Genomic DNA, 17,245 nt, shown 5'->3' with positions numbered 1-17,245 from the left:
TTAAACCTCTTTTAGGCAGTAGCCGATACCCCTGATTGTTTCAATTTTCACACCACAGTTCAGCTCTCTTAATTTTTTCCTGAGATAGGAAAAATATACTTCGATATTGTTGTTCATTTCCACATTGGAGTCTATACCCCATACTCTGTCCAGAATCTGATCCTTGGTGAGTACCTGGTTTTTGTTACGCACCAGCAGTTCCAGAAGCTGGGATTCCTTTGCAGTGAGTTTTATCTTTTTTTCACCGCATTCAATTTCACCTTTTAGGGGATCGAAAATAAGAGAAGATAATTTTATGTTATCATCCTGGATAAAATCTACATGCCTTCTTCCCAGGGCCCTTATTCTGGCCAGCAGCTCTTCTGTAGAAAAAGGTTTTATAAGATAATCATCTGCTCCATTGTCCAGACCTTCCACCCTGTTGGAAACGGAGTCCATGGCAGTGAGTATGATAACCGGTGTCTGAATTTTATTTTTACGGATGTTTTTCAGAACATCTATGCCGTTTTTGCCCGGGAGCATTCTGTCCAGTATTATCACGTCATATATTTGAGTTTCAGCCATTTCCTCGCCCTGAATTCCGTCGTAGACCGCATCTACGCTGTAGTTGTTCTTTTTGAGTATGTATACCAGGGCATCCGAAAGCATGACTTCGTCTTCAATTAAAAGCAATCTCATAATTTCACCTCGTTATTGATTATAGTATGATTATACCCCATGAGTGCAGGATTTTAAAGATTTATAAATTTATCGCTCTTTTTAAGGATCTTTTAAGGTTAAAACTCCAAAATTATTATAGAAAATGAAACTCCCGAAAATTGAGGTGAATAAAATGCAGCAAAATCGAAATATTGTCTATTCTGTGGTGGTGCCTCTGTATAATGAGGAATTGGTGATAGAAGAAAGTTATAAAAGGCTTAAAAAGGTTATGGATGCCGCTTCAGAAGCTTACGAGATCATATTTGTAAATGATGGAAGCTCAGATAGGACCCGTGAAAAAGCAGAAAATATATGCGGTGAAGATGAAAATATAAAGCTTGTAAACTTTTCAAGAAATTTTGGGCATCAGCCTGCCATAACTGCAGGCATGAGGGTGTCGTCAGGAGAGGCAGTTGTGGTAATAGATGCGGATCTTCAGGATCCGCCTGAAGTTATCCTGAAGATGATTGAGAAGTGGAAAGATGGCTATGACGTGGTATATGGAAAAAGGTTCCAGAGAAAGGGGGAGTCCTTTTTTAAAAAATTTACAGCAGGAGCCTTTTACAGGATTTTAAAGAGTATGACCAGCATTGACATTCCTGTGGATACCGGAGATTTCAGGCTTATAGACAGAAGAGTATGTGATGTCCTAAATTCCCTGCCGGAAAAAAACAGGTATGTAAGGGGTCTTGTGAGCTGGATTGGATACAGGCAGACCTATGTGGAATTTGTAAGACAGGAAAGATTTGCAGGAGATACCAAGTATCCTCTTAAAAAAATGTTCAAACTGGCTTTTGACGGCATAACTTCTTTTTCCTATAAACCGCTTATATTCTCGGGTTATCTGGGAGGAATATCCTTTTTTATTGGAATAATTATGCTTATAGTGAATTTTATAAAAGCTGCGGCAAATGGGTTGAATCCTGTGAATTTTCAATTTGTCATTTCCATTGACTTGATCATGTTTGGAATTGTGCTCTCCTGTATGGGCATAATAGGCCAGTATATAGGCCGTATTTTTGATGAGAGCAGGGGAAGGCCAAATTATATTATTGAAAGTATAATTGGAAAAAGAGGTGAGCAGAAAAAAATATGAACCAGCTGATTAGGAATATGAATTTTATTTTTAATGGGAGACTTAAATTACTGAGCAGGTTTTCTACTACAGGTGTTTTAAACACAGTAGTGGATTTTATGGTGTTTACCCTGTGCCAGAGTGCAATTGGACTGTATTACACTACAAGCCAGGTTATAGGTTACAGCTGTGGTGTGGCGAACAGCTTTGTATTCAACAGGAAATGGACTTTTGAAAGAAGAAATTCAGACAAGAATATTTTAAGTGAATTGATACAATTTATATTGGTGAACGTTGCATCACTTTTTATAACAGTAGTGATGATGAAGTTTCTGGTGAGTAATTTCAATGTCAATGTATATGTATCGAAAATAGCAGCTACATTCACAGCTCAGGCAGTAAATTTCTTATTATATAAATTATGGGTTTTCAATTGAGGAGTGAAGTTATGAAAAATATAAAATTTACAAGAGAAAGATTTGCATTGTTCGCAATAATCCTTATATCTGCAGTACTGAATTTTGCCAACCTGGGCATAGAGGGGTATGGGAATAGTTACTATGCAGCTGGTGTAAAAAGCATGCTTGCAAGTTTTAGAAATTTTTTCTTTGTAGCCTCTGATCCTGGTGGATTTGTATCCCTTGACAAACCTCCGCTGGGTTTCTGGATACAGGCCATATCTGCAAAAATATTCGGCTTCAGCGGCTGGAGCATATTGCTTCCTCAGGCCCTTGCAGGGGTGATATCCGTTGTGGTTTTATATTATATAGTAAAAAGATCTTTTGGAAAGATCTCAGCACTTATTTCGGCACTGTGCCTCGCAATCACACCGGTTTTTGTGGCTGCCAGCAGAAACAATACCATAGACAATCTTCTGGTTATGACGCTGCTTTTTGCCTGCATGTTTTTGTCCAGAGCCGCAGAAAAGGGAAAATTCAAATATCTTCTCATAAGCCTTGTACTTGTAGGTGTGGGATTTAATATAAAGATGCTGCAGGCCTATATGGTTATCCCTGCCATATACATTACCTATTTGATCTCCACTGCGGCACCTTTGAAAAAAAGATTGAAACACCTTATTGTAAGTACTGTTGTGCTTGTGGCAGTATCTCTGTGCTGGGCGTTTGCAGTGGATATGGTTCCTTCTTCAAGCAGACCTTTTGTTGGAAGTAGTACAAACAATACCGTCATGGAATTGATATTCGGACACAATGGACTTGAAAGGCTCAGCAGCACCAACGGAGGTATGGGAGGCGGCCCGGGAGGAAACAGACAGGAAGGAAACAGGAACAGTTTTCGACAAAACAGCAGTTCCTCCAATACGCAGAACATGCCCCAGAATGGGAATAATCCAGGGGGAGCAATGATGCAGCCGCCGGGAGGATCTTCTGGAACTGGCGGAGGGCAGTTCCAGAATGGCAGTTCCGGTGAGAATGGAGGGAATCAATCGCAGATGCCACCTGGAGCAGGAGAAGGAATGGGAGGAGCACAGGGAAGAGGTACCGGTGGACCGGGAGGAAATGGACTTTCAGGGAATTTTGGAGGTCAGACTGAAGCCGGTGTTACCAGATTGTTCTCCAAAAATGTACTCTCTGATCAGATAGTTTGGTTCCTGCCTTTGTCCATATTTGGATTTATTGCTGCAGCCATAGTTGAAAAGCTGAAGTTTCCCTTTGACAGTAAGAAAAAATTGGATCTGGTGATGTGGATATTGTGGCTTTTGCCGGAATTCATATATTTCAGCTATACAAAAGGACTATTTCATCAATACTATCTCACTATGATGGCGCCGCCAATTGCAGCACTGTCAGGCATAGGTATCACTTACATGTGGAAGCTCTACAGAGAAAGCGGTGCAAAAGCGTGGCTTCTACCCGCAGCTTTTATTGTGGAAGGACTGGTACATCTGCTTATGTTGTCCTATTTTGCCAGCAGTCTCCCTGCAGCAGCCAAAGGTGCGATCATAGCAGCTGTGACCTTGTGTTTTGCTTCTTCGGCCCTGCTTATAATTTATAGATTGATAAAGAGAGATAATTTGAATGTGGGAAAGAATATCAATTTTGCAAAAGCACTTTCTGTGCTTGCCCTTGTGGGAATACTTGTAACACCAGCCTTAGGATCTTCCGCTGCTGTGGTTCACGGTGTAAATGGAAGTATGCCTGCAGCAGGTCTGGAACTTTTGTCAAACAGCAGTTCCGGAGATTTTATGAGAAATTCGGGGGGGAGAAATGGATCAAGCAGTGAAAATAAAAAATTGATAGAATTTCTTGACAGTCATGTTGAAAATGAAAGATATGCCCTTGTGGTTTCCAGTTCCAATGCCGGAGCCAGTATGATAATTGAAAGTGGTAAAAGTATAATGCCTCTTGGAGGATTTTCCGGATCGGATAAAATACTTACTTTAAATCAGTTCAAGGAAATGGTGAAAAAAGGCGAGATAAGATATGTACTGACAGGCGGAATGGGAAGAGACTCACAGGATATAATGAGCTGGGTTCAGAAAAACGGAAAACTTGTCCCGGAAAGTCAGTGGAAAAATACTACATCTTCCGGAAGCAGTGCAACTGAAGAAACAGGTAAAGCTGAGGGAACAAATGAAATTTCAGGCACAGATGAAGCTGCCAATACTAGCAGATCTGATGGAACCAATGAAGACAATAACGTGGAAAACAAAAATTCATGGGGAAATGGATTTGGAGGAATGGGAATGAATTCCCAGTCACTTTATGATCTAAAAGGAACTATAAAATAGTTGAATCTTTCATTAATAGTGTTTATAATTAAAGTAGAATTTAATAACAGGTGTAGGTTTGAGTATGAATAATTAAAAGAGAATCAGGTAAAAGTCCTGAACTATCCTGTAGCTGTGTTAGATGAATTTAGGTGAAGTAGGCCACTGGGGAACCGGGAAGGCATACCTTGAATGATGAATCTTAAGTCAGAAGACCTGCCTGCACTTTGCACCATTTAACTCTACAAGTGATAGAGGGGGCTTATATTGATGAATTATTTTACAGGAATGTGCAATCAGATATTGGTTTTGAAAAATCCTTTTAACACTTTGGTTAAAAGGATTTTTTATAGATGGAGGTGATAAAAATTATACAGCTTATTGGAGTAAAGAGTGAATGCGATATTGAAATAAGACAAAAATTTTCTATTGTAGCAGCAAGGCTTGCCCAAAAACTAAAAAATATTTACGCTATTACAGGAAATGTGTTGATTTTAAGTACCTGTAACAGGACAGAAGTTTATGTGGATTCCAATTTGCAGGGACAGGTTCTTGTTCATGAATTGTTCAACTGCCTTGGCTGGGATGAAAAGCTTGAAAAATATATATTTTATGTAAAGGATAAAGATGCTGTCAAACATCTGATGGAGGTAAGCTGTGGGTTTCATTCCAAAATTTTGGGAGAGGATCAAATACTGGGGCAGATTAAGACCGCTTATAGTGCTGCTGTGGAGAACAGGACCATAAAGGGACAGCTTCAGAGGCTGTTTCAAAATACCATAACCTGTGGCAAAAAATTTAAAAATGTCTGTGAAATATACAAGATCCCTGTATCTGTGCCTTCTATAGCAGTCAGGGAAGCTGAAAAAAGGAATATGAAAAAATATATGATTTTGGGTTTTGGTGAAATAGGGCAGCTTGTTCTTAAGTATTTGAATTCCTTAAATGCGGAAGTTGTATATGTGGCAGTCAGAAATCTGAATAAGGTAGATAAGGTTTACAGAAATTACGAATGGGTTAAGTTCATAACTTTTGATGAGAGAAAGAACTATTATAAAGCTGTGGATTGTATCATAAGCTGTACGTCTGCGCCTCACAGCATAATTTCAAAAGCTGAACTTCCCCCTAAAAAATTTCTCATATTTGATTTGGCAGTACCCAGGGATGTAGACAAGGATGTAAGTACGCTTCCAGGTGTCAACTTGTATGATATAGATCATATAAGTGCCATTGACGAGAACAACAAGATGCTGAGGAAAGAAAAAATGGAAAAGTACAGGTATATTATTGAGGAAGCCATAGATGAATTTTTTAAATGGCAGTCTTTGGATGAGATTTCTCCTGAGATACAGAAGATAAAAAGTTTTGGAGACCAGGTATGTGAGAGGAGAATAAAAACTTTTAGAAACAAGAGGTATACCAAAGACAACGAAGTGCTTGTGGAGACCATGATACAGAGTACCGCCAAGGTGTATATAAACAGGGCCATAAATGTTTTGAAAGAGGGAAAACTTCAAGGCAAGGAAGAGGAGTACATGAAACTTATAAATAAAATATTTTGTTGATAAGGAAGATGATTGATAATGAGAAACGATGATATATTTAATGAGTCCAAGCTATATATGCCCGGGGGAGTAAACAGTCCGGTGAGGGCATTTAAAGATGTTGCCATGAATCCACCCGTGATAAAAAAAGGCAGTGGATCTCATATATACGATGAAGATGGGAACGAGTACATAGACTTTGTATGTTCCTGGGGTCCCATGATTTTGGGACACTGTGATCCTGATGTGGTGGAAGCCATAAAGAGTACCAGTGAAAAGGCCATATCCTTTGGAGCAACTACGGAGCCTGAACTGGAACTGGCCAAATATATATGCAGTACCGTGGACAATGTAGAAATGCTGAGAATGGTGAATTCGGGTACAGAAGCTACCATGAGCGCTGTAAGGCTTGCAAGAGGATATACGGGAAGGAATAAAATAATAAAATTTGCAGGCTGTTACCACGGACATTTTGATGATTTCCTGGTTGAAGCAGGTTCTGGAGTTATGACGGAAGGAATCCCGGGAAGCGCAGGAGTTCCTGATGACAGCATAAAAAATACTCTGGTGGCTCAGTACAACGATATTTCAAGTGTGGAAAGCATCTTTGAAAAACATGGCAGTGATATTGCTGCAGTCATAGTGGAGCCTGTAGCGGGGAACATGGGTGTGATTCCCGGTGACGAAGATTTCTTAAAGGGCCTTAGAAGACTGTGTGATGAAAATGGATCCCTTCTCATATTCGACGAGGTCATGAGTGGATTTAGAGTTGCTTATAAAGGTGCACAGAGCATCTACAAGATAAAGCCGGATCTTACAACCATGGCAAAGATCATAGGAGGGGGTCTTCCCTGTGGAGCTTATGGCGGAAGAAAAGATATAATGGAAAAACTCTCGCCCCTTGGACCTGTGTATCAGGCTGGTACCATGTCGGGAAACCCTATTGTAGTGGCTGCAGGCCTCGCCACTTTGAAAAAGCTTCATGATTACCCCCAGTACTATGTTCAGATTGAAAAACTCGGGCAGAAACTGGTGGATGGAATAAGAAAAATAGCTCAAAAGAAGAACTTACCTGTAGTGATGAACAGGTGCGGCGCCATGTTTGCACTGTTTTTTACAGAAGCTTCCGAAGTGAAAAATTACAGTGATGCTAAAAAATGCCGTCAGGATATTTTTGCAAAATATTTTGAACATATGATAAGCAGGGGAATATATATTGCCCCTTCACAATTTGAAGCTGTGTTTTTAAGCGTGAAACACACTGAACAAGATATTGACAGATTTTTAGAGGCCTTTGATTCCTTTGAAATTTGATATTTGAGAATAACTTGATTTTTTCGTGCACTGATCTGTCTCTGCTTTCGTTTTGCAAAGTTAAGGGATAGGTCAGTGCACACATTTTATTCAGAGGGATTTTTCCATTATGCCGTCCAGATATTCCATCAGTTCTTTCCTGAGGTCATTTCTCTTTAAGGCATAGTGTATATTTGCTTCCAGGAATCCCAGCTTGTCTCCGGCATCATATCTTTTACCTTCGAAATTGTAGGCATATACGGGATCAATTTTTGAAAGGGTTCTAAGTGCATCTGTGAGCTGTATTTCTCCTTTTTTATCAGGCTTTGTCCTTTCCAGAATGTCAAATATTTTTGGAGTGGTTATATATCTTCCCAAAATTGCAATATTTGAAGGGGCATCTTTCAAAGCGGGTTTTTCCACCATGTCTCTGACTCTGTAAACCCTGTCCTGAATTTTTATTCCATCAACAATACCGTATTTGGAGATGGCACTTTCAGCTACCTGCTGCACTCCCAATATGGAACCGCTGTGATTTTGGTAACAGTCTATAAGCTGTTTCAGACAGGGTACAGGGCTGTCTACTATGTCATCTCCCAGCATTATGGAAAAAGGTTCATTTCCTATAAAATTTTTAGCCAGGCTTACTGCATGACCAAGTCCCTTTGGTTCTCTTTGTCTTATGTAGTATATATCCGTCATGCTGGATATATTTTGGACAAGCCTCAGCAGATTTGTTTTGTTGCTCTTTTCCAGTTCATCTTCCAGTTCCACGGATTTATCGAAATGATCTTCTATGGATCTCTTGTTTTTTCCGGTAATTATGAGTATCTCTTCAATTCCGGAAAATACAGCTTCTTCCACTATATACTGTATGGTTGGTTTGTCTACTATAGGCATCATTTCTTTCGGCTGTGCCTTTGTTGCCGGTAAAAACCTTGTACCCAGACCGGCTGCGGGGATAATAGCTTTTCTTATTTTCATACTTTAACTTTAATGGAAAGAAGTATTTCCATTAAAAACTCACTCCTCTCTATACATATATTTTTCACTTTTAATCTTAAAAGCTTCTTAAAAATATGGAATAAGTGCTGAATGCATTTTCAGAAATCACCTTATTGTGACTTCAAACAATTGACGGTTTTCCCTTTGAAGGTGATATCGACCAGTATCTTTGCCAGGTAGAAAAACAATATTATATTCAGCAGGGAAATGCCGTCTCCGACAAGGCTGTGCGAGTTGGAGTTCATCATGCTTCCCGAGGCTCTAAAGAGCACGTAATATATGTTGCCGTAGATTGTAACGGCATATCCTGCCGACAGTATGAGCAGCCTTTTGTCTTTTAAATATATAAAGGCCAGAATTGACAGGGCGGCAGCGGGGAACAGATATCTTTCATGCATTCCCACGGAAAAGGTAAATACACCTGCAATTTGGACAAGTGCACAGGAGAAGGCACATTTATTGTTTTTGAATTTCATGTAGATTACTAGAGAAAATGCTGTAATTGCAGTGATAGCGGCCATTCCCCATATTTTGTAACTGAATATGAAGAATATATTTGTATTTTTTTCATAATTTGCGCCCATCAAGTTGAAAAAGTTAAAGCCATTTACAGAAGCATAGGGATATTCAGATATGGTACCTGCATACAATTTAAAAATCCACAGCCAGTTCTGGCCTGCTGAAAAGGGAAGTATCACTATTATAGCTGTGGCCAGAGCGGAGACGGCTGCTTTAATAAATATTTTCACATTTCTTTTCCTTATGATTTCAAAAAAGAGCACGGGCAAAAATATTATTCCCTGGGGTTTCATGAGTACCGAGCAGGTAAAGAATACAGAGGAAAGTACAATTTTACCTTCAGACAGTAAAAACAGTGAAATCACTATGAACAGTGTGAAAAATGAATCGACTTGTCCCCAAAGTGCTGAATCCATAAAGATTGCCGGGTTGAAAATGTAAAATGAACCAAGGATAATGCCTGCTGCAGGAGAAATATGCTTTTGTGCCAGTTTAAATATGAAGTAAGCTGTTGTACAGTCTGCTATTATTGAAGGCAGTTTCAAAAGCAGAACATAGTGGGATTGTAAAAAACCTATGCTGGATGCCTTACCTATTAAGGCCAGTATATATATGTAGAGGGGCGGATAATCGCTGGATTTTGTATTCACATAAAACTGGGACAGGCTATTTGCTGCAGAGGAAGCCCAGCTCTGAAACAGTCTTATGTCTCCGCCATATCCCTCCATGAGTGTGGACAGTGCAATCCTCGAGAAAAATCCTATAAACAGCATTGAAAAAATTATGAATCCAATGTCTTTTAAATTTATCTTTCTTTTTTTTCGGATGAAAATATGATAGAGGTATGCGCACACAATCAAAAATGCCGCAAAATATACAGTGAGCAGTGGTGCAAACTTGCTTTTTGAAGATGATCCAAACTGCATATTTTGTCCTGCCGGTTGATTTGTATTTCCAGGCTGACGGTTTTGAGTAGCGCCGTTCGTATTTCCCGGCTGGCTGTTTTGAGCAGCACCGTTGGCATTTCCAAATTGGTGGTTTTGAGCACCACTGTTTGTATTTCCGGATTGACGGTTTTTAGCGCTGCCGCTTGCATTTCCCGGCTGACCCTTTTGAATACTGCCGTTTCTATTCCCCGGCTGGCCGTTCTGCCCGTTGAAATTTCTAAATTGTCCTGTTGTATTTTGAGGAAAGGAACTGGACTTGTAATTTTTTATACTGTAGATGGAGAGTAAAAGTGATAATGCCATTAAAAAAATCAAAATTATTTTAAACAGGGATTGTTTTGAAAATGTTTTTTCCATATTATTAAAACTCCTTTTCTGAAATCCTGTATAGGGATATAATTATACATATATCTTCTAAGATGAAACTTAAAATAATCTTAAAATAAATGAACGATTAGAGTATGTTCTCAATTGACCTGGAGGTTGGACCATTGGATAATTTGATTTTTAGCTTCAATGTAATAATGCCCATATTTCTTGTAATTGCTTTGGGATATTTTATAAAAGAAATTGGACTTATAGATGATAGATTTATAAATACTGCTGTAAAGTTTAATTTTAGAGTTGGATTGGCCACACTGCTGTTTGAAAATATATACTTGTCCAAATTGACCAGTATAATAAATATTAAACTCATGCTGTTTGTGTTTTTGTGTATATCAGGTTCTGTATTTCTGCTTTGGATCATTGTACCTTTATTTATCAAGGACAAGAAAAGAGCCTCTGCCATGATACACACCATATACAGGGGAAATTTTGTGCTCCTTGGTGTTCCAATGGGGATGTACATGCTTGGGAAATCCCATATGGGGCCTATATCCATTTTACTTCCCATAGCCATTCCCACCTATAATTTTTTTGCAGTGCTAGTTTTGGCAGCTTTTGATGAAAGAGGTGACAAGAACAGTTTAGGAAGTAAAATCAAATATACTCTGCTGGAGATAGTGGAAAACCCTCTTATTATAGCATCTTTCCTGGGTATAATTTTTCAGCTGTTTTCCATAAAACTGCCTTTGTTTCTCGAAAGAACGGTTTCAGATGTGGCTTCTCTTGGAACCCCATTGGCTCTTATAACATTAGGTGCCCAGCTTGAGTTTAAGAGTGTAAGAGAAAATTTGAAATACTCACTGATAGCTACGGCGGGAAGGCTTGTAGTAATACCTTTTATAGTGGTTACCCTGGCTTTTTTACTGGGATTTAGAAAATATGATCTGGGGGCCGTATTTATATTGTTTTCTGCGCCTTCTGCAGTCTCCTGCTATATAATGGCAAAGGAAATGAATTCCGATTACAAGCTTACAGGAGATGTTGTAATACTCACTACATTTTTCTCCATGTTCACCATATTTATAGGCATATTTCTTCTTAAAAGTCTGTCTCTTTTCTAGAGTTTGAATATTTTACCTTTGGTATGATATAATCTAAATTGAGTAGGAGGAGAAAATTATGGAAAAGATTGCACTTTTGACGGATTCTGCCTGTGATATAGATGATGAAACCGTGAAAAAATACAACATAGAAATATTACCTTTCAGGATTATATATAAACATAGGGAATACATAGATAAGCTTCAGATTACTCCGAAAGAAGTATATGATAATATGAAGGTGGAAATTCCCAAATCCTCCCTGCCCTCCATAGACGATATGGAAAATGTTTTTAACAAGCTGGAGAATGAAAATTATACCCATATAATAGCAGTTACCATTTCCAGCGGACTTTCCGGCACATATAATGCCCTTAAGATGGTAAGCGGAAGGCATGAAAAGTTATCCACATATGTTTATGATTCCAAATCAACCTCTCTTGGAGAAGGCATAATTTTGAAGGAGTGTGGAAAACTTATAGATCGGGGCAAAAGTTTTAAGGAGATTGTACACTGCATACCTGAAATAAAGAAGAGGATGCATTTCTTTTTTGTCTTTGGGACTCTGGAATATGCCAGAAAAGGAGGCCGCATAGGGGCAATATCAGGAATCATAGGTGAAGCTTTGGACATAAAACCCATAGTGTATTTTGATGACAACCAAGGTATATGTTTCACCTGCGGTAAAGTGAGGGGCAGAAAAAGATCATTGAACAAGATGATAGACATAGGAAGAGAGTTTTTAAGCAAATCCCCCTGTGATGTGTATATAGCCCATGGCAATGCCAGGGAAGATGCGGAAAGCATATGCAGGAGGATTTCAATACTGCCCAATGTGAAAAATACATATATGATAGGTCAGATAAGTCCCATAGTGGGTGTATATTCAGGACCTGGAACCGTTGGCATATGTTATATGGAAATTGAATCCAGTTGAAACTGTATATGAAGTCTTTGAGAACGAGGAGGAGATAATTATATGAATTGTATTTTATGTAAGTCTAGGCTAGCTCGTGGTAAAGTTAATCATATTGTAGACTTAAATGGACATATTATTATAATTAAAGATGTTCCAGCAAATGTTTGTAAACAATGCGGGGAATATTTCATTGAAAATGATGTAGCATTAAAATTAGAAAAAATAATTGAAGAGGTCGTAAAAAATAAAGCTGAAATATTTGTTGTAAATTATTCTGAGATGGCAGCTTAATACACCTCTATGACTTAATAATGCCAGATATAATTTAAAGATACAAAATTCCAAGGTAATATAACAAAATATAACCATAGATAATTCAATAAAACCTAATTACGAATTGAAGTTGCATCCAATTGGCTGTTGACAGCATGTATTAAATTTATTATAATTAATAAAATAATTGAATACAAAGCTTGAACTTATCAAGAGAGGTGGAGGGAACAGGCCCTTTGAGACCCGGCAACCAGTACATAACTTGTATATTGGTGCTAAATCCTGCAGCAGAAGCTGAAAGATGAGAATATATTTTGTGGTTTTAAGTCTGAGGTATATCCCCGGACTTTTTATTTATTTGAGGATGTTTGTCTCAGAGAATGATGATTTCCGGCAACAGACTAAAATCAGCCTGATGGATAAACTTCACCTTAATCTGAAGATCATTTGATTTATGTATTATGAAATAATTTGAAAGGATGTGGTTATAATGCCCGAATTGAGCAGAAAATTGATTAATTTTACCGACTCTGTTATAAGAAGAATGACGAGAATATCGGATAAATACGGAGCAATTAATTTATCTCAGGGTTTCCCTGATTTTGATCCTCCCAGGGAAATAGAAGAAGCACTTAAAACAGCAGCGTTTAAGGGACCTCACCAATACTCCATTACCTGGGGTGCACAGAATCTGAGAGAAGCTCTTGCAGAAAAACAGTCCAAATTCATGGGACTTGATATAGATCCGGATACCCAGATTGTAGTTACCTGCGGGAGTACGGAAGCTATGATGGCTTCTGTCATGACTGTCTGCAATCCCGGGGATAAAGTCATAGTGTTTTCCCCTTTTTATGAAAACTATGCTGCTGATGCCATATTAAGCGGAGCGGAGCCCATCTATGTTCCACTTTATCCGCCTGATTTTTCTTTTAACAGGGTTGAACTTGAAAGTGCATTTAAGCAGAAGCCGAAGGCCCTCATACTCTGTAACCCTTCAAATCCTTCAGGGAAGGTGTTCACTCTTGAGGAGCTGAAATTCATAGCTGGTCTGGCAGAAAAATATGATTCTTTTGTAATAACCGATGAAGTGTACGAGCATATTGTGATGGATCCCTATAAACACGTCTATTTTGCTTCACTTCCGGGTATGTTCAACAGAACTTTAAGCTGCAGCTCTCTTTCAAAGACCTACTCCATAACCGGATGGAGAATAGGATATGTTATAGGTGACGAAAGGATAATAGAGAATGTGCGGAAGGTACATGATTTTCTCACGGTGGGAGCAGCGGCACCACTTCAGGAAGCAGTGGTGGCCGGACTCAAGCTTCCTATGGAGTACTATAGCTGGCTGAAAAATTTGTATACGAAAAAGAGAGATATGTTTCTTCAGGGATTGAGTGAGGCAGGTCTTAAATATGTAAAGCCCCAGGGGGCTTATTATGTGCTCATAGATGTGTCGGAATTTAATGTGAGAGATGATTTGAAATTCTGTGAGTGGCTGGCAAAAGAAGTTGGAATAGGAGCGGTGCCCGGGTCAAGTTTTTTCAAAGAGGATGTGAATTATTTGATAAGGCTGCATTTTGCAAAAAAGGACGAAACTCTTTTAAAGTCCATTGAAAAGCTTAAAACACTCAGGGAAAAAGCTCAATTTTATAGAGAATAGTAATAATGTATAATGTACGGTCCGTAAGCAGGCAGTGAATGATTACTGAAAGTTCAGAGTTCAAATATAAGAGTTTAATTTTGGTGGATTTTCGACTATGAAGAAAATCTTCATTAATTGATATCTGATATTTGTGCTTTGAACTTTATTTTTTTGCCAATTATGGACTATAAATTGTGCATTGTGAACTGTGCATTGAATAAGTGTTGCAATTTTATTCTATTTGTTATACACTATATATAACAAATAGAATAGGAGGTAAGCCATGATAATTAAAATTGATTTTGAATCTGAGATACCTATCTATGAACAGCTTAAAAGGAGCATTATAGAGGGAATGGCAGCAGGGGATCTGAAACCCGGAGAAAGTCTGCCCTCTGTAAGACAGATGGCACAGGATATAGGAATAAATCTTCATACTGTGAATAAAGCCTATAGTATATTGAAATCCGATGGATACTTGAATATAGACAGAAGGACGGGAGCTGTTGTAAATGAGAGCTACCCTAAGGACAATGAAAATTTTGATGAAAAGCTGGTGAGGGAATTGAGCTATCTGCTGGCCGAAGCCTATTTGAGAGATAATAAATTGGAAGATATATTGAAGTTGTGTTCCAGTATATATAAAAAATACAATGTGAAAAATAAATAAAGGCAGGTGAATGTTTATGAAGGAAAATTTGTTCTTATGTATATATTTGTTTTTTATATTTTTATTGGTACTTGTTATCAACTTACTGACACCGAATTTCACCAGAAAGGAAATTGTATTTGGAGTCAGGATACCTGGGGATAAAACAGACAGTGCTGAGATCAAAGACATAAAAAGACAATTTGTAAAAAATAATTTGATGATTGGAATTCCATTTATACTGCTGTTTAGCTTCTTGAATTATGAATTTCCCGATGTAGCTGTGATTTTGTTCACTGTTTTTGCTTTTGTCTTTATAAATTTTTTGGTATATATGATATCCAACAGGGCTGTTAAAGCTCTTAAGTTGACGGGCTCCTGGTTCCAGGGAAAAAAGCAGGCTGTGGCAGTAGATATAGGTTACTCCAGAGACAAGGATAAAACTCTGGTGTCTCCCTGGCTTTTCCTGATTCCCATATTTATAATACTGATAAATATAATTTTGGGATATGCAAATTATGCATCTCTGCCGCATAGGGTACCCACTCACTGGGATTTTTCAGGAAATGTGACTGGTTATCAGACCAAATCCATATTTCTGATCTGGGAGATGCCTTTCGTTCAAATGGCAGTAACTGTCATAATTTTCATGACATACAAGATCATAGGCTGGTCAAAACAGCAGACAAATATTTTGAACCCTGAAATTTCCGTGAAAAAGAACAGGAGGTTCAGGAAAATGTGGTCCATATACACGGTGTTTCTGGCGGTGGTAGTGGATCTGCTTCTAACTGTGGGCACTATTCAGATATTTGGTGTAATCAAAATATCACCCCTGTTTGTGGGCATTTTCATCATAGCTTTTGTCATATTTACAATTTTGATCAGCCTGGTAATATCCATAAAGATCGGACAGGGAGGAAGTAATATAAAAATAGGGGAACAAGGTTCTGGAAAAGTTGAATCTGAATTTACTGACAAGGATGATGATGAATTTTGGAAACTGGCAAACACCATATATTATAATCCTGAGGATCCATCCATATTTGTGGAAAAGAGATTTGGTGTGGGATGGACAGTAAATGCGGGAAGACCTGGAGGAATGGCCATATATATAGGCTTGATTGTATTTATAATAGCAGTTATAGTTTTTTCAATTCTTGCTGAAAATTAAAATTGCCAATTGTGCACTGTGAACTGTCAATTGTGCATTGTCAATTGAAAATTGTGAATCGTGCATTGTCAATTGTCAATTGAATAAAACTACCAGGGGCGTTTATGCCCCAGCCATCCCTGGTTTTGCCAGTATCCTTTATCAACAGCATTGAAGGAAAATCTTTTATGAATAAAGCGCATAACATAAAAGAGGATTTTTACCTTTAAGCTGGGCTTTACTCTGCCGTATCTGTGTAGAATTTTAGCAGATAATTTTGTTACATCCCGGTTGATTTTTATCTTTTTCTTTTCGTTTACACCCTGCCAGTTTACGGCGGCAACTGCTTTACCGTAGGTAAATATTTTACCTGTCCCCCAGAAAGTTAAGCTGTCCACGATATCTTTAATTGTTGATTTCATTCCACCGCCTGCAGCTGTCGAAATGACCAGAGCCATCTTGGAAAACATTGTTTTATTAGGACGGTGTACCCATCCATCGAAAGCCGAAATGATCCAGCAGCGTCTTCATCTGTCCACTGGCGTGAAATACATATACAGGACTTGTAAAGATGATTAGATCCGCCTTTTCAACTGCTCTGCTGATTGGATTCACCCGGTCGTAATGAGGACATGCTTCTTCGCCTATAGTGAAACATGAACTGCATCCGCGGCAAAAATCCGGCATGTCTTTGGGCAGAAAAAATTCTGTGGTTTCACTTGCTTCCGATTGCAGTTTTTGTAAAAACAGCTGGCAGATGTTATAGGTGCTTCCTCTGTGTTCTGTACCATGTACCACCACGATTTTCATAGGCCTCTCCTCAATTTTAGTATATTGACTCATTTATCCCAGGGTTGTTGCTTTTGGGGCAATATTCCTCTTAAACAAGCTCCATTTGAGCCTGAGAATTACTTGATATAATTGAGTTTACCAATATTACAGCTCAATTGCAACCATAATTGTAAATTGTACACTGTCAATTGTCATTGTACATTGTGAATTGTGAATTGACATGGGTTGTGTTAAAATATTTCATCCTCTTCGTGGCAAGGATACTCCCACTTCCATAAGTGAGAGTATCTTTGCCACTTGTCAATAGGCAACTCTTTGCTTGCACCTTTCACCTCGCTTTCCTTTTGATGAGTAAGTAAAATATTTTTAGGCAGAAAATAAGGAAAGGCCTCCAGCAATTACCTAGCTCTTTGATCTCATTAAATATGTGATATAATTATTTTAATGAAAGGAGTTGAGCTTATAGAAATCACTGTGACATCTAAAATACAAATATATCCTTCTAATAAGCAGATAGAAATTTTAAATAATACAATGTTTCAAATAAGAAAAGCATTAAATTATATATCTAAAT

The 17,245-nt window shown here is 38.3% G+C and carries 16 protein-coding genes and 2 riboswitches; of the genes, 11 read left to right on the top strand and 5 right to left on the bottom strand.

Annotated features, from left to right (window positions below; translation table 11 throughout):
- Window positions 1-678, bottom strand: coding sequence for a response regulator transcription factor (locus CLLU_RS00080; protein ID WP_106007551.1), 678 nt, complete (start codon window positions 676-678; stop codon window positions 1-3).
- A gap of 154 nt (window positions 679-832) precedes the next feature.
- Here CLLU_RS00080 and CLLU_RS00075 point away from each other — a divergent pair, with 154 nt between their 5' ends.
- The 5 genes from CLLU_RS00075 (at window position 833) to hemL (ending at window position 7,363) form a co-directional block, all read left to right on the top strand.
- Window positions 833-1,795 (top strand): glycosyltransferase family 2 protein, encoded by a 963-nt coding sequence (locus tag CLLU_RS00075; protein ID WP_106007550.1) that lies wholly within the window; start codon window positions 833-835, stop codon window positions 1,793-1,795.
- A complete protein-coding gene (locus CLLU_RS00070) occupies window positions 1,792-2,211 on the top strand; it encodes a GtrA family protein (RefSeq protein ID WP_106007549.1) in 420 nt (139 codons plus the stop codon). Before CLLU_RS00075 ends, CLLU_RS00070 begins: the two co-directional genes overlap by 4 nt.
- Before the next feature lie 11 nt (window positions 2,212-2,222).
- Window positions 2,223-4,526, top strand: coding sequence for a glycosyltransferase family 39 protein (locus CLLU_RS00065; protein WP_106007548.1), 2,304 nt, complete (start codon window positions 2,223-2,225; stop codon window positions 4,524-4,526).
- Between the two features lie 37 nt (window positions 4,527-4,563).
- A riboswitch (cobalamin riboswitch) is annotated at window positions 4,564-4,743 on the top strand.
- 115 nt (window positions 4,744-4,858) lie between these two features.
- Complete coding sequence (gene hemA / locus CLLU_RS00060; RefSeq protein ID WP_242977443.1) at window positions 4,859-6,070, top strand: glutamyl-tRNA reductase; 1,212 nt, start codon at window positions 4,859-4,861, stop codon at window positions 6,068-6,070.
- An 18-nt stretch (window positions 6,071-6,088) separates the two neighbouring features.
- Complete coding sequence (gene hemL, locus CLLU_RS00055; protein ID WP_106007547.1) at window positions 6,089-7,363, top strand: glutamate-1-semialdehyde 2,1-aminomutase; 1,275 nt, start codon at window positions 6,089-6,091, stop codon at window positions 7,361-7,363.
- 90 nt (window positions 7,364-7,453) lie between these two features.
- Here hemL and galU read toward each other — a convergent pair whose 3' ends face one another.
- The gene (gene galU, locus CLLU_RS00050; RefSeq protein WP_106007546.1) at window positions 7,454-8,326 is read right to left on the bottom strand and encodes a UTP--glucose-1-phosphate uridylyltransferase GalU; all 873 of its coding nucleotides are present in this window, start codon (window positions 8,324-8,326) and stop codon (window positions 7,454-7,456) included.
- Between the two features lie 131 nt (window positions 8,327-8,457).
- On the bottom strand, window positions 8,458-10,170 hold the full coding sequence (locus tag CLLU_RS00045; protein ID WP_106007545.1) for a hypothetical protein: 1,713 nt from the start codon (window positions 10,168-10,170) through the stop codon (window positions 8,458-8,460).
- A gap of 134 nt (window positions 10,171-10,304) precedes the next feature.
- Here CLLU_RS00045 and CLLU_RS00040 point away from each other — a divergent pair, with 134 nt between their 5' ends.
- The 6 genes from CLLU_RS00040 to CLLU_RS00015 all read left to right on the top strand — a co-directional run bounded on the left by CLLU_RS00040 (window position 10,305) and on the right by CLLU_RS00015 (window position 15,900).
- Window positions 10,305-11,261, top strand: a complete 957-nt coding sequence (locus tag CLLU_RS00040; protein ID WP_106007544.1) for an AEC family transporter — start codon at window positions 10,305-10,307, stop codon at window positions 11,259-11,261.
- 58 nt (window positions 11,262-11,319) lie between these two features.
- Window positions 11,320-12,177: a DegV family protein gene (locus CLLU_RS00035; RefSeq protein ID WP_106007543.1), complete on the top strand. Its 858-nt coding sequence runs from the start codon at window positions 11,320-11,322 to the stop codon at window positions 12,175-12,177.
- A gap of 42 nt (window positions 12,178-12,219) precedes the next feature.
- Window positions 12,220-12,450, top strand: coding sequence for a type II toxin-antitoxin system MqsA family antitoxin (locus CLLU_RS00030; RefSeq protein WP_106007542.1), 231 nt, complete (start codon window positions 12,220-12,222; stop codon window positions 12,448-12,450).
- 185 nt (window positions 12,451-12,635) lie between these two features.
- Window positions 12,636-12,740, top strand: a riboswitch (SAM riboswitch).
- 182 nt (window positions 12,741-12,922) lie between these two features.
- Window positions 12,923-14,095, top strand: a complete 1,173-nt coding sequence (locus CLLU_RS00025) for a pyridoxal phosphate-dependent aminotransferase (protein WP_106007541.1) — start codon at window positions 12,923-12,925, stop codon at window positions 14,093-14,095.
- Window positions 14,096-14,360: 265 nt separating this feature from the next.
- Window positions 14,361-14,747, top strand: a complete 387-nt coding sequence (locus CLLU_RS00020) for a GntR family transcriptional regulator (RefSeq protein ID WP_106007540.1) — start codon at window positions 14,361-14,363, stop codon at window positions 14,745-14,747.
- Between the two features lie 16 nt (window positions 14,748-14,763).
- Window positions 14,764-15,900: a DUF1648 domain-containing protein gene (locus CLLU_RS00015; RefSeq protein ID WP_106007539.1), complete on the top strand. Its 1,137-nt coding sequence runs from the start codon at window positions 14,764-14,766 to the stop codon at window positions 15,898-15,900.
- A gap of 89 nt (window positions 15,901-15,989) precedes the next feature.
- Here the strand turns inward: CLLU_RS00015 and CLLU_RS19415 are convergent, their stop codons facing one another.
- Complete coding sequence (locus CLLU_RS19415) at window positions 15,990-16,301, bottom strand: hypothetical protein (RefSeq protein WP_338078760.1); 312 nt, start codon at window positions 16,299-16,301, stop codon at window positions 15,990-15,992.
- 55 nt (window positions 16,302-16,356) lie between these two features.
- The gene (locus tag CLLU_RS19410; protein WP_338078759.1) at window positions 16,357-16,689 is read right to left on the bottom strand and encodes a flavodoxin family protein; all 333 of its coding nucleotides are present in this window, start codon (window positions 16,687-16,689) and stop codon (window positions 16,357-16,359) included.
- Between the last annotated feature and the right edge of the window lie 556 nt (window positions 16,690-17,245).

It is taken from the genome of Clostridium luticellarii (genome assembly GCF_002995845.1).
Classification (GTDB): domain Bacteria; phylum Bacillota; class Clostridia; order Clostridiales; family Clostridiaceae; genus Clostridium_B; species Clostridium_B luticellarii.
This window is presented reverse-complemented; position numbering and strand designations above follow the sequence as displayed.